The sequence below is a fragment of the Virgisporangium aurantiacum genome (genome assembly GCF_016863635.1).
GTDB classification, from domain to species: Bacteria; Actinomycetota; Actinomycetes; order Mycobacteriales; family Micromonosporaceae; genus Virgisporangium; species Virgisporangium aurantiacum.
The window spans coordinates 357,352-370,563 of the sequence record NZ_BOPG01000009.1 but is presented as its reverse complement, the minus strand read 5'-3'; the positions used below and the strand labels follow the sequence as shown (position 1 = coordinate 370,563).

The window sequence follows — 13,212 nt, the reverse complement described above, 5'->3', positions numbered from 1 at the left end:
TCATGCACCTCAGAGGCCTGGCCGGCGGTCGCCTGCCGACGCTCGCGGCGAACGGGGCGTTGCTGCTGAGCGGCGTGCTGTCGAGCGTGTGCATCTCGCGTGCGCTCGCGCCGCAGGGGCGCGGCGAGTACGTCACCTGGCAGGCCTGGGGTGCCGGGGTGGCGATCCTGGCGATCGGCGGGCTGCCGCAGGCGCTCGTGCTCGACCGGCGGCACCGCCTTCCGGCCGTCGTCACCGCGCTCGCGTCGACGCTGACGGCCGCGCTCGTGGTGGTGGCCGTCCTGGCCGCGACGCTGCATCCCGCGCCGTTGCTGGTGGTGGCGACGGTGCTCGTCGTGGTCGCCAACCAGGTGGGTGCGATCGGGCCGGCGCTCGCCCAGCGGGCCGGCCGGATGGGCGCCCAGTTCAACCTCGCCCGGCTGGCGCCGCAGGCCGCGGCGTTCACGGCGATCGCCGCGCTGCTGGCGACCGGCGACCGCACCGCGGCACACTGGCTGCTCGCCATCGCCGGCAGCCAGGCGGTGGTCGCCGTCGGCTGGGCGGCGGTCGCGCTGCGCCGGCTCCAGGGTTCCGGTGCGCCGCGCCGGCTCCAGGGTTCCGGCGCGTCGCGCCGGGTGCGCGGTGCCAAGGGCACGGGGCTCACCGCCCGCACATGGCACCTGTTCCCGGCGAACTTCGCCACGCAGGTGCAGTACCGCTTCGACCTCATCGCGGTCGCCGCCCTGTTCCCGCACACCACCGTGGCGTTCTACGCGGTCGGCGTCGCCGCGCAGGCGGCCGTGCTGGCGATGGGCCAGGCGAGCGGCATGTACCGGTTCGCCAACCGGTCGGGCCGGCTCACTGGCGGGCAGAGCGGCGGGCAGAGCGGCCTGCGCGACGAACTCCGGCACGCGCTCACCAACGCCGGCCTGATCGCCGTGCCCCTCGGTGTGTCGAGTCTGGTGTGGGTGCCGGCGGTCTACGGGTCGACGTTCGCGCCGGCGGGGCCGATCGTCACCGTGCTGTGCCTGGCCGGGGTCGTGCAGTCGGTGGACTATCTGCTCGTCCATGAGGTGCTGCGGCGTCGCACCGCGGCCACCCTGCTGCGCGGTCGGCTCCCCGGGCTGCTGACCGTGGTGACCGGGTTCCTCGTCGTGTGGTGGCTCGCGTTGCCCGTCGCGGTGCTGGGGCTGGCGCCGCTCGCGGGTTACGCCGTCTCGTCCGTCTCGTTCCTGCGCGCGCTCCGCCGGCCGGTGCCGGCGCCCGCGCCGCCCGAGTTGGTGGGAGTCAGATGATCACGGCGGTGGTCGTGCACTACGGACCGGTCGAGCCGACCGTCGACCTCACCCGCCGCATCGACGGGTACGCCGACGAGATCGTCGTGGTGGCGAACGACGGCCGGGCCCGGCCCGCCGGCCTTCCGTCCACTGTGGACTGGATGGTGGCGGACCGGAACCTCGGCTACGGTTCGGCGTTCACGCTCGCCGTCCGGGGGCGCGCTTCGGACGCCTACCTGTTGCTCAACACCGACATCGAGTTGCCGTACGCCGCCTACCGGCGCTGCCTCGACGTCCTGCTGTCCACATCGGACACCGGGATCGTCGCGCCGGTGCTGCGGTACTCCGACGGCACGCTGCAGTCCGGTGCCGCTCGACTGTCGCGGTGGCGGCGCGCGCCGCTGGTGCTCGTCGAGCCGGGCCCGGCTCCGGTCGAGTGCGAGTGGGTCACCGGTGCGGTGATGTTCATCCGGCGCGAGGTCGTCGAGACGGTCGGCATGGACGGCTCGTTCTTCCTCGGCGGCGAGGACGCCGACCTGTGCGTGCGCGCCCGCCGCGCCGGTTGGCGCGTGGTCTGCTGCGGCGACGCGGCGGCGGTGCACCACCGGTCGCAGGTCATCACCGGTCCACGGTGGACGTACTACTCGATCCGCAACCGCGTCTGGTTGGCTCGGGCCAACTTCGGCCCCGTGTCGGCGATCCTGTCCTGGCTCGGTAGCGTGCTGGCGCTGCCGCGGCTCGCCGTGGGCGACGCCGTCCGGCGCGGGAACTTCAGCGTGTCCCGGCTGGGGGTGCTGGCCCTGGCCCACGCCTGGATCCGCAAGCCGGCCCGGGCCGAGGGCCCGCGCGCCGACGAACCGTTGGCCGGCCGCGTCATCCGCTGGTGAGCAGCACCCGAACGGACCTGAGGGCGGGCCAACAACAACGCGATCAGGATCCATACGATCGTCGCGACCCGGTTGGCGGTAAGGGCCGGCAACCCCATCGAGGCGCCAAGGAGCAAGAGTGCGAGCCCGCCCAGCAGGTCGGTGGCCGAACCGTCCGGGCCGAGTCGCCACACGACCAACAGGTAGCTGAGCACCAGCGAATAGACGACCGCGCCGACCAGGCCGCCGACCACCAGCGCCTCGACCCAGCCGTTGTCGTACGCCACCGCGAGCCCTTGCACACCGACTCCAAACGACGGCGCCGCGTCGAGCACCGACTCCACCAGTGCCCGCAGCGTCGAGTCGTCCCCCAGCCGGCCGGCGGTGTACAGGTCGACCGCGCTGCTGCCGCCTGCCGGTGGAACGAACAGTCGAGCCAGATAGGTGCCACCGGTCCAGCGGGTCTCCGACCAGACGACCGCCGCAAGTGAGCCGATCAAAACGGTCGCGCCCACCCCGACCAGCCGCAGGGCACGCCGTCCCCGGGTACGCAGCAGCTGGAACAGTCCAATCGGAAGGCCGACGAGAAGGAACACCTTCGAGACGGTGAGGACGCCACCAGCCAGGATCACCGGCGTGACGAAGGCAAGTCGCACGGTGTTGGCGCGGTAGAGGAACACCGCGACGATCAGCGCAATGCCGTAGAACAACCCCGCTTCGGCCGGCTGATTGAAGATGCCGGTGAATCGACCGAGTTGAGCCGCCCGTTCCGCGACGGCCTGCGCTGACCCGTTTTCCCAGAAGCGCGCGAGTACCGGCGTGAGATCCATCGTGATCGACATGGTCGCCGCGACCGTGTTGACGACCGCCGCCCACACCACGATCCGGCACACGACCAGCAATGACTGGTTCAGATTCGAACAGCGCGTTGTCACGAACCAGACGGCACCGATCGTCGCCACGGGGAGGAGTACGTTGTCCAGCCCCGCGATGAGGCCACCCGACACGAAACCGGTCAGGTTCGGCGCGCGGTCGACACTGCCGACGATCGCGATGAACGCGAGGGCCGCCATGAGCACCGCGGGCACGATGAGCCGGGCCGGCGCCCGGCCGCGGATCCAGTTCAGCCGCAGCAGCCCGAATCCGAACGTGGCGTAGACAGCGATCTGTTCGGTGCGGACGCCCGTGACCGGTGTGTAGGGGCCCAGCGCCGCGACGGTCAGTAAGCCGACGATGCCTGCTGCGGGTGTCACCGCACGGGCGTGTCTTTCACGATGAGCGTCGGTGCGGATCGTCCTTGCCGTAGCACCCACGCAGACATCGTCGGTCGCGGCGGTTCGGCGAACTCCCCAAAAGGTACAAGTCCCCCATTGGGGTTGTCGTCGGGCGTCAGGCGTGGACGAACGCCGAGACGTCGCACAGCGCGGCCAGGTCCACCACCAGCTGGGCCGGATCGCCGTCCGGGTCGAGGTACTCGACCTTGCCCGGGTCGAGCGGCGGCACCTCCACCTGCGAGATCAGCTGGTGCAGCGGCCGCACGTCGCGTTCGCCGGCGCCGAACAGCTCCTCGTGCAGCTTCTCGCCCGCCCGCAGCCCGGTGTAGACGATCTCGACCGGGCGCGGAGCCTGCTCGATCAGCTGCCGCGCGACGTCGGCGATCCGTACCGGCTTGCCCATCTCCAGCACCAGCGCCTCGCCGTCGCGGCCGATGGCGGCGGCCTGGATCACCAGTTGCACCGCCTCCTGGACGGTCATGAAGTAGCGGGTCACCTCGGGGTCGGTCACCGTGACCGGTCCGCCGCTGGCGATCTGCGCGGTGAACGCCGTGAGCACCGAGCCGCGGCTGCCGAGCACATTGCCGAACCGGACGTTGAGGAAGGTGCCCGTGTGGCGGGTGCTCGCGTGCGCGGTGAGCCGTTCGGTGATCCGTTTCGTGTAGCCGAGCACGCTGGTCGGGTTCGCCGCCTTGTCGGTGGAGATGTTGACGAACCGTTCCACGCCGTGCGCGTGCTCCAGCATCGTCTGCGTCCCCCAGACGTTGCTCTTCACGGCCTCGCCGGGGTGGCTCTCCAGCAGCGCGAGGTGTTTCAACGCGGCCGCGTGGAAGATCACCTGCGGGCGTCGCTCGGCGAGGATCCGGCGGATGGCCGCGGTGTCGCGGAGGTCGGCGAGGATCAGGTCGCGGCCATCGAGAAGCGCACGGCCGTGCAAAGACAATTGGACCGCGTGCAGCGCCGACTCGTCGCGGTCGAGCATCATGAGCTCGGCCGGCGCGAACCGGTGGATCTGCCGGCACAACTCGGAGCCGATCGACCCGCCCGCACCGGTCACCAGCACGCGCTTGCCGGTCAGGTAGCCCGCGATCGCGTCGAGGTCGGTCTCGATCTGGTGCCGGCCGAGGATGTCGGTGATCTGCACGTCGCGCACGTCGCCGACGCTCACCCGGCCGTCGAGGAGTTCGCTCACCGACGGCAGCACCTTGAACTTCACGCCGGCCCGCTGCGCCAGGGCCTGCACGTCGCGCACCAGGGCACCGTCGGCGTTCGAGACCGCGAAGATCACCGTCGCGGCGCCCGTCTCCGCCGCTGCTTTCGGGATGTCGTGGCGGGTACCGAGCACGCTCACACCCGCGACGCGCAGGTGGCGCTTGGCCGGATCGTCGTCGAGCACCCCGACGGGCACGTAGCGGCAGTTCGGGTCGCCGAGCATCGACCGGATGAGTTGCTGCCCGGCGTCACCGGCACCGAACAGGAGGACGGGTGCGGCCGTGCGCGCGTCGGGGCGCCGGATCCGCTGCCGGTGCAGGCGCCGCACGTACCTGATCCCGAGCATGAGGACGAGCGTGAGCGGACTGCCCACCACGACGGCGCTCAGGGGTACGGGGCGGGTGGTGGCGAGCAGGGCGACCGTCATCATCGCCGCGGCGCACACCAGGACCGTGACGGTCACCGCGCGGACCTCCTCGAACGTGCCGAAGCCGTAGCGGCCCCGGTAGAGGAAGTGCATGTGACCGAGCATCGTGTGCCCGCCGATCGCGAGCACGATCATCGCGGCGGTACCGGCGAGCCGCTGCTGGGTGAGGTCCCATTCGAAGCGGGCGAGCACCGCGACGGTCAGCCCGATGCTCCACGCGACGGCGTCCACCGCCCACGTGAGCACGACCCGGATCCGGTTTCGGTGCTGCGGCATGGTTGTCGTCGGAAGCTGCATACATCCCCCGTTGCAAGACATGAGCCCTTCGTGCGATCAGTGCTATTCAGGTCTAACCGACGCTTAGTACTCGTGAAGGGCGTTCGCGGCAGACCGCTCCCATATAGTGTTCATTCGGACAAAGCAACCGCCTTCGGGGAGAGGTGCCGCCGATGGATGTCCGTGACTACCTGCGTGCCGTACGCCGGCAGTGGTGGATGGTGGTGACGGCGGTCGTGCTCGGGATCGGCGCCGGGGTCGGCGTCACCGCGATGACGCCACCCGAATACGCCGCCTCGGTCACGTTCTTCGTGGGCACGCAGACCAAGGGCGTGTCCGACGCGTATCAGGGCAGCCTGTTCTCCCAGCAGCGCATCAAGTCCTACGCCGACCTGCTCACCAGCGACCGGTTGGCGCGGGTGGTGGTCGGCCGGGAGCCGGCCGCCCGGTCGGCGACGCGGGTGCAGAACGCGATCACCGCCACGCCCGTCCCGGACACGGTCCTGTTGCAGGCGACCGTGACCGACCGGAACCGCAACCGGGCGGTGATGCTCACCCGCGCGGTGGCCGACGCGTTCGTCGACCTCGTGCGGACGCTGGAGACGCCGCCCGGCAGCACGTCGCCGACCGTGTGGGTGGAGGTGGTCGCCGGCCCGACCCTCGCCGACGAGCCCGTGTCGCCGCAGCCGGTGCGCAACACCGCGCTCGGCCTGGCCGTCGGGCTGCTGCTCGGTGTCGGCGGGGCGGTGCTGCGCGAGGTGCTCGACACCAGCGTGAAGACCGCCAGCGCGCTCGCCGAGCTCACCGGGTCACCGGTGCTCTCGTCGGTGCCGGCCGACAGCCGGGCCCGGCGGGCGCCGCTGATCGTCGCCGGCAGCGCCGGGTCCGTCCGGGCCGAGGCCCTCCGGCAGCTGCGCACCAACCTGCAGTTCGTGAACGTCGACGAGCCGGCGCGCACGCTGGTCGTCACCAGCGCGGTGCCGGGCGAGGGCAAGTCGACCACCGCCTGCAACCTGGCGATCGTGTTCGCCGAGGCGGGCAAGCGGGTGGTGCTGGTCGACGCCGACCTGCGCCGGCCGCGGCTGGCCGAGTACCTCGGGGTCGACGGCACGATCGGGGTCACCAACGTGCTGGCCGGGCAGGCCACGATCGGTGACGCGCTGCAGGAGTGGGGCACGAGCGGCGTCTACGTGCTGCCGAGCGGCTCCGTGCCACCGAACCCGAGCGAGCTGCTCGGATCCCGGAACATGGCCGCCCTGCTCGGATCGCTGCGGGACGGCTTCGACATGGTCATCGTCGACACGCCGCCGCTGCTGCCGGTCACCGACGGGGCGCTGGCCGCCACCCTGGTCGACGGCACGGTGCTGGTGTTCCGGTGCGGGAAGACGTCGGCGAACCAGGTGCGGTCGGCCACCGAGGCGCTGGCCGCGGTCGACGCCAAGGTGCTGGGCTGCGTCCTGAACATGACGCCGCGCAAGGGCGAGGCCGGGTACGCCTACTACGGGTACGAGCCGCTGGGCCGGCCCTGGTACTCGAAGGCCGCCGCCGCGGCGCGGTCGCCGCTGGCGGTCGTCTACCGCTCGTCGGAGGACGGCCCGGGTCCGGAGCCGGAGGCGGGTGCCCGCCCGCCGCAGCCGGTCGAGTCACCGGTGAGCCCCGCACCGGTAGCGGACCCGGACGACCCGACCCCGGTGACCGGCCCGCCGGCCGGTATCGGCCGCGCGAAGGTCCGGTCCTTCAACGCCGATTGATATAAACGACGCTCGATCCGTGCGCGTCGTATATACAAAACCGGCTGTCAGCCGGTCGCCGCCAGATCGGGGGCGGGCGTGGCGATCACCTCGGTCAGGGTGTCGATGGTGCGCTGGATCTCGTCGGCGCACTCGCGGAACTCCTCGATCGGGCCGCGCACCGGGTCGGCGAGGTCGTCCTCGGCGGGCGGCACCGACGGGAGCCGGTTGCGCACCGAGGCGATCTCGTCGAGCAGCGCCTGCAGGCGACGGGTCGACGAGTCCCGGGCGATGCCACCGGTCGCGAACGTCGTGCTGCGCCGGGGCCAGGTGCTGAGCGTCCCGACCGTGGTGGCCAGGCGGGCGAACTGGCGCAGCGTGAACGTCCGCCGGGCCACGCTGGGCAGCAGGTTCATGCAGGCGGCGCGCTGGTCGCGGGTCGCGGTGAGGATCAGGTCGGGCGTCGCGAGGATCGGCGGGGTCAGCAGCCGGCTGCTGAAGCGGTCGGCGTAGGCGCGTCGCTCGCGCAGCACGCCGGCAGCCGTCTCGTGCATCGGCAGGTCGGCCCGCGCGTGGGTGCCGGCGCTCGACACGGTCAACCGGGACCCGCGAACCCCGATCCGGTCGGCGAACGTGCGGTTGGCCAACCGCTCCGCCATCGCCGACCGGCACAGGTTGGCATGGCAGACGAAGAGCACCTCGAACCGGTCCTGCGTCACGGTTGCCACCTTCCTGCCGTTTGTCAGCCGAATCCGCGAGAAGTAGTCATGTGAGGGCATTTTGCCCTATTTGGTAGTTCAACGCGCCACCGCGTCAGACGATGTCCCCGTTGGTGTCTGCGCTGGAGAGGGCATAGAAAACGTGATCTTCCTGTCCGCACCGGACGTCGGAGCACTCGAGCAGGCCTACGTCGCGGAGGCGCTCGCCTCGGGCTGGGTCGCTCCCGCGGGTCCCGACCTCGACGCGTTCGAGCGGGACCTGGCCGACCGCGCCGGCGTGCCGCACGCCGTGGCGCTGTCATCCGGAACCGCGGCGCTGCACCTGGGCCTGCTCGCGCTCGGCGCCGGACCGGGAACGGCAGTGATCGTGCCGACGCTGACGTTCGCGGCCACCGCGAACGCCGCCGTCTACACCGGTGCCGAACCGGTCTTCGTCGACTGCGACCCGGCGACCGGCAACCTCGACCCCGCGCTGCTCGCCAAGGCCCTGAAAGAGCACGACGTGTCGGCGGTGGTTCCGGTCGACCTCTTCGGCCGCTGCGCCGACTACGACGCGATCCTGCCGATCTGCGACCGGTACGGCGTGCCGGTTCTGGAGGACGCCGCGGAGGCGCTCGGCGCCGTCTACGGCGACCGGCCGGCCGGGTCCTTCGGCTCGGCGGCGGTGTTCTCGTTCAACGGCAACAAGATCATGACGACGTCGGGCGGCGGCGCGCTGCTCTCGGAGTCGAAGCACCTGGTGGACCGCTGCCGGTACCTGTCGACGCAGGCGCGCCAGCCCGTCGTCCACTACGAACACACCGACGTCGGCTACAACTACCGCCTCAGCAACGTGCTCGCCGCCCTCGGCCGCGCCCAGCTGAAGCGCCTCGGCGAGATGATCGACCGCCGTCGCGCGATCCGCGAACGCTACGCGAAACTGTTCGACGGTGTGCCCGGCGTGACCCTGCTCGGCGCCGACGACCTCGGCTCGAACTGCTGGCTCACCACGGTCGTGGTGGATCCGGACGAGTCCGGCTGGTCGGCGCGGGAACTCGCCGCGTCGCTCGCCGGGCTCGACATCGAGACCCGCCCGATCTGGAAACCCATGCACCTGCAACCGGTGTTCGCGAAGGCGCGTTCGTACGTCACCGGTGCGGCGCAGCGGCTGTTCGAGACCGGGCTGGCCCTGCCGAGCGGGTCGTCGCTCGGGCCGGTCGACGTGGATCGGGTGCTCACCGCGGTCCAAAATTTTTTGGACGCGCGGCAGTGAGCTGGCCTACGGCAAAGCGCGCGATCGACGCCGTGCTCGCCGCCATCGCGTTGGCGGCGCTGGCGCCCGTACTGCTCGTGGTCGCGGCCGCGGTGGCAATCGCGCTGGGACGCCCGGTGCTGTTCCGCCAGAACCGGGCGGGCCGCGGCGGCGAGCCGTTCTCCGTGCTGAAGTTCCGCTCGATGCGCGAGCCCGACCCGGCGCGCGGCATCCTCAGCGACGCCGACCGGCTCACCCCGTTCGGCCGGTTCCTCCGCTCGACGAGCCTCGACGAACTGCCGTCGCTGTGGAACGTGCTGCGCGGCGACATGAGCATCGTCGGCCCGCGCCCGCTGCCGGTCGCCTACCTGCCGCGGTACTCCGCCGAGCAGGCGCGCCGGCACGACGTGCGGCCCGGAATCACCGGCCTGGCCCAGGTGTGCGGCCGCAACTCGCTCTCGTGGGAGGAGAAGTTCGCCCTCGACGTCGAGTACGTCGAGGACGCGTCGTTCGCCCTGGACCTGCGCATCCTCTGCGCCACCGTCGGCGTGGTGCTCCGCCGCGACGGAATCTCCGCGGCCGGTGAGGCGACGGCCGCCGAGTTCCGGGGAAGCCGGATGGCGGCCGATGTCTGATCCGCTGGTGATCATCGGCTGCGGCGGGCACGGCCGGGAGGTCTTCGGGATCGTCGAGGCCATCAACAGCGGTCCCGGCGGCGAACGCTGGAAGGTGCTCGGGTTCGTCGACGACTACCCGCGGGCGCAGGACATGGCCCGGGTCGGCCGGCTCGGCAGCACCTACCTCGGCACCACGGCCTGGCTGGCCTCGCTGGAGCGCGGCACCCACTACACCCTCGGCATCGGCGACCCCCAGGTGCGCTCGACCGTCGACCGGAAGATCGAGATCCACAACCTCACCCCGGCCACCCTGATCCACCCGGACTCGACCATCGGCGAGGACAACAGCCTCGATCCCGGCGTGGTGGTCTTCGCCGGCGCCCGGGTGACCACCGACGTGCGGTTGGGCCGGCACGTCCACCTCAACCAGAACTGCACCGTCGGCCACGACTGCGTGTTCGGCGCCTACGCGTCGGTGCACCCGCAGGCCGCGGTGTCGGGCTCGTGCACGATCGGCGAGCGGGCGATGATCGGGGCGAACGCCGTGGTGCTGCAGGGGCTTTCGGTCTGTCCCGGCGCGAGCGTCGGGGCGGGGGCGTGCGTCGTGCGCGATGTGCCGGCCGATCTCACGGTGAAGGGCGTGCCCGCACGGTGACCCGTGTGCTCGCGGTATGGCTCTTCGTGCTGCCCTCGATGGTCGGCTACGTGCGCCTGCCCACCGGCGGCAACGTGTACCTGCACACCGGCGAACTGGCGCTGCTCGGCACCGCGTTCCTGGCCCTGCCGGTGCTGGTTTCGCGAACCCGCGGCGGATCCCTGGGCGTCGGGACGGTGCTCACGCCCGTCGTGGCCCTGGCGCTGCCGGTGCTGTACCTGCTGGTGTGGCCGTGGCTCGGCGGCTCGCCGCTCGCACAGCCGTCGCTGGCCCTCGGGGTGTCGGCGGCCCTGTACGTGATCTGGGCGATCATGTACGCGCACCTGTTCCACGATGATCATCTGCTGGTCGAGACGTTCCTCCGGGTGCTGGTCGTCGCGTTGGCGGTGGCGTTTCTCGCGTACCTCGCCTGTATGACGGTGGGCCTGCGGTGGCTGGTACACACCCAGTACGGCACGCCCCGGCTGCAGGGGCTGCTGTCCGAGCCGTCCGGCTGGGGTCCGTTCCTGGGGGCGGCGATCCTGCTGGGCATGGACCGCCGTCGCTGGTGGCTGGTCGTCACCGGCGCCGTGGCCGCGGTGCTGACGAAGAGCCCGACCACCATCGCCTGCGTAGGCCTGGCCGTGCCGGCGTACCTGCTGCTGGCCCACCGCTGGCGCAAGCGGCGGGCGGCGATCATCATCGCCGTCACGGGTGTCGGCTGGTGGGCGTGGCTGGAGATCACGTCTGTGCGGGTCACCGACTCGGTGTCGACCGGCCTCAAGGACCAGATCGTCGCGCGGTTGGCGTCCGGGATCGCCAATATCCAGTCGGGCCAGACGCAGGGCCGCAACGACCGCTGGACGAGCCTCCAGGCAATCCTCGACGCGATGACCGGCCACGGCTGGTGGTGGACGGGGATCGGCCCCGGTTCCGAAAGCTACTGGCGCGACACGCTGGACGGGGTGCTGCCGAACTCGTTGCCGGTGTACGTGGCGGGCAGCTTCGGGGTCTTCGGGGTGGCGGCGCTCGGGGTGCTGCTGGTGCTCGCCGTGGTGCGGCTGCGCCGATCGGCGCTGTTCCCGCTGATACTGCCGTTCATGGTGGCGTCTTTGATCAATTCCGCGGGTGGGTGGGAGTCCTACAAGTACGCGGTGCTGGCAATGGCCCTCGCCTGTGGCACCCGCAGCGGCGACAGGCACAGCAATCCTCGCCCGGACACAGACGCTCAACGTCGACTTCCGACGAACGGCTGAATGTGATCAAAGATAACACTCAGTGGTGGACTCTGCCCGTTTTCGGGCCTGCATGCCGTTATGCTCCGCTGCGAAAGGGTGTCGCTTGGGTTCGGCTTAAGTCGATCATCAGCCTCCATGCCTGATCTGCGCCGTTGTCAGCCGGTGATCGACATCGCTGACCGACGGGACGTCGCATCGCTAGAAAGATCGATAGGCTTCGGCGAACACTCAAGGTAAATTGCTTGTGCGCCAACTTCAAAGGAGACTTTGATGGTTGTACCGGACATTAAGTTCAAATCGCCTAAAAGGTGCACCGGGGGTGCTTGCGTCGAAGTCGCCAGGTCGGTGGACAGCGTTCTCGTGCGCGATGGCAAAGACCGAGACGGCGACGTTCTCTCCTTCGGAAGCGTTGAGTGGATGAGCTTTCTTGAGGCAATCAAGGCGGGAATGGTTGCGCCCGTGGGCGGGCACTAGCCTATTCGCGTGATTGAAGGCGGCCGGCGTGGATCTCGTCGACGATTCGGGCGAACTGGCGCCGGCCGATCCTCCGCTCGCTCTCGTGGAAGATGGATCCGGCGGTCTGCCACCACTGCGCGATCTCTTCGTCCCGGAAGATGCGTTCGCAGGTCCAGCGGAGTTCTGATTCAGTCAACTTCTTGAGGCCGTATGCCATCCACATGTAAGTGAAGACCATGGACGAATAGGCCTCCACCTGGGCTCTCGCCGCGTTGCTCGTGTCGAAGCCCCAGGAGGCAAGTAGCCGCGGGTTGTTGATGGCGAACTGAATTAAGTCAGCCCGATGGTTACTTGCTGCTTCAATTCGTGATATTTCCGTCTGTTGCGCTTGAAAGTAGAGGGCGGCGGCCACACCGAGGAGGGCCAGGGTGGACAGGCCTGTCGCTAGGACGTTGGCAGCATCAGCAGCGCCGTCCTTCCACGAGACGTAAATGATCGAACCGATGATCGTGGCGGGCACGCCCGCCAGGAGTATTCCGCGCAGCAGCCACCGGAACTTGGCATTGAGCATGGCAATTCCTCGAGTCGAACCCTCCCCAGAGACTCATTGTGAGGGATGAATGCCCCTGTCGTCTGGCGTTCCGGTTCGTGCGCCGAGAAACTATTCAGACACCGCTGGAAAGATCTCCATGGCCAACACCAAGATCGCGGAGATCCCGGAACCACAGTATGAAATAGCTGCTCGCCTAAGCGAGGAGTTGATCGCCGAAGGGCGGATCGATCACTTGATCAGTTCGCTGATTGTGGTGATGAGGACGGTCAGCAGCACCGCCGTGAGGATGCCGGCCCCGGTCCAGGTGAAGGCGCGGTACGGCAGTGCCCGTAGGCGGCGCCTCGCGTGGCGGGGGGTGTGGCCGCGGGCGATCCGGGTCCAGTCGATCTCGAGGTGGTTGGGCCAGCCGGGATTGTCGTTCCAGGCGAGGTTGCGGCGGCCGATGGTCAGGTCGGCCAGGGTGAGATCCCGCTCGCCGGAAGGTGGCACCGACGGCGTCGGGATCCGAGAGGCCTGGGTCGTGCCGGGGATCCGGAACGGCAGTGGCGACTCGGGCGAGGTGGTCCAACCGGGCTCGGGCTGCAGGGTGAGGTCGAGGGCCAGGAGGGGGTCCGGAGCGCTCGCGACCGTGCTGGCCCACCCGGTCCGGCGGCAGCCGATGGCGATGCGACGGGTCCGCATGGGCGAGAACGGTATGCCGGCCGGCCGCGTGGTGCGGGCGGA

General features: G+C 70.2%; 12 protein-coding genes. 8 read left to right on the top strand and 4 right to left on the bottom strand.

Annotated features, from left to right (window positions below; all coding sequences use genetic code 11):
- The first annotated feature begins 2 nt into the window (after positions 1–2).
- Positions 3–1,274, top strand: coding sequence for a hypothetical protein (locus Vau01_RS07525; RefSeq protein ID WP_203988515.1), 1,272 nt, complete (start codon positions 3–5; stop codon positions 1,272–1,274).
- Positions 1,271–2,143, top strand: a complete 873-nt coding sequence (locus Vau01_RS07520; protein WP_203988513.1) for a glycosyltransferase family 2 protein — start codon at positions 1,271–1,273, stop codon at positions 2,141–2,143. Before Vau01_RS07525 ends, Vau01_RS07520 begins: the two co-directional genes overlap by 4 nt.
- A 1,368-nt stretch (positions 2,144–3,511) precedes the next feature.
- On the opposite strand, the gene Vau01_RS07515 is transcribed toward Vau01_RS07520, so the two are convergent.
- Complete coding sequence (locus Vau01_RS07515) at positions 3,512–5,311, bottom strand: nucleoside-diphosphate sugar epimerase/dehydratase (RefSeq protein ID WP_203988512.1); 1,800 nt, start codon at positions 5,309–5,311, stop codon at positions 3,512–3,514.
- A 173-nt stretch (positions 5,312–5,484) separates the two neighbouring features.
- On the opposite strand from Vau01_RS07515, the gene Vau01_RS07510 reads away from it, so the two are divergent.
- Positions 5,485–7,062 carry a tyrosine-protein kinase domain-containing protein gene (locus tag Vau01_RS07510; RefSeq protein ID WP_203988510.1) on the top strand — a complete coding sequence of 526 codons (1,578 nt, stop codon included), beginning with the start codon at positions 5,485–5,487 and terminating at the stop codon, positions 7,060–7,062.
- 47 nt (positions 7,063–7,109) lie between these two features.
- Here Vau01_RS07510 and Vau01_RS07505 read toward each other — a convergent pair whose 3' ends face one another.
- Positions 7,110–7,760, bottom strand: coding sequence for an arsenate reductase/protein-tyrosine-phosphatase family protein (locus Vau01_RS07505; protein WP_239151386.1), 651 nt, complete (start codon positions 7,758–7,760; stop codon positions 7,110–7,112).
- A gap of 142 nt (positions 7,761–7,902) precedes the next feature.
- On the opposite strand from Vau01_RS07505, the gene Vau01_RS07500 reads away from it, so the two are divergent.
- The 5 genes from Vau01_RS07500 to Vau01_RS07480 all read left to right on the top strand — a co-directional run bounded on the left by Vau01_RS07500 (position 7,903) and on the right by Vau01_RS07480 (position 11,954).
- Positions 7,903–9,012, top strand: coding sequence for a DegT/DnrJ/EryC1/StrS family aminotransferase (locus Vau01_RS07500; RefSeq protein ID WP_308440443.1), 1,110 nt, complete (start codon positions 7,903–7,905; stop codon positions 9,010–9,012).
- Entirely contained in the window at positions 9,009–9,626 is a 618-nt protein-coding gene (locus Vau01_RS07495) for a sugar transferase (RefSeq protein WP_203988506.1), read from the top strand. The genes Vau01_RS07500 and Vau01_RS07495 overlap by 4 nt, the downstream gene beginning before the upstream one ends.
- The gene (locus Vau01_RS07490; RefSeq protein WP_203988504.1) at positions 9,619–10,263 is read left to right on the top strand and encodes an acetyltransferase; all 645 of its coding nucleotides are present in this window, start codon (positions 9,619–9,621) and stop codon (positions 10,261–10,263) included. Before Vau01_RS07495 ends, Vau01_RS07490 begins: the two co-directional genes overlap by 8 nt.
- 5 nt (positions 10,264–10,268) lie before the next feature.
- Positions 10,269–11,498 (top strand): hypothetical protein, encoded by a 1,230-nt coding sequence (locus tag Vau01_RS07485; protein WP_203988502.1) that lies wholly within the window; start codon positions 10,269–10,271, stop codon positions 11,496–11,498.
- A 252-nt stretch (positions 11,499–11,750) separates the two neighbouring features.
- Positions 11,751–11,954, top strand: a complete 204-nt coding sequence (locus Vau01_RS07480) for a DUF397 domain-containing protein (protein WP_203988500.1) — start codon at positions 11,751–11,753, stop codon at positions 11,952–11,954.
- Between the two features lies 1 nt (position 11,955).
- Here Vau01_RS07480 and Vau01_RS07475 read toward each other — a convergent pair whose 3' ends face one another.
- Both Vau01_RS07475 and Vau01_RS07470 read right to left on the bottom strand, forming a co-directional pair.
- The gene (locus Vau01_RS07475) at positions 11,956–12,507 is read right to left on the bottom strand and encodes a DUF6082 family protein (RefSeq protein WP_203988498.1); all 552 of its coding nucleotides are present in this window, start codon (positions 12,505–12,507) and stop codon (positions 11,956–11,958) included.
- Positions 12,508–12,717: 210 nt separating this feature from the next.
- A complete protein-coding gene (locus Vau01_RS07470) occupies positions 12,718–13,170 on the bottom strand; it encodes a hypothetical protein (protein ID WP_203988497.1) in 453 nt (150 codons plus the stop codon).
- Positions 13,171–13,212: the final 42 nt, after the last annotated feature.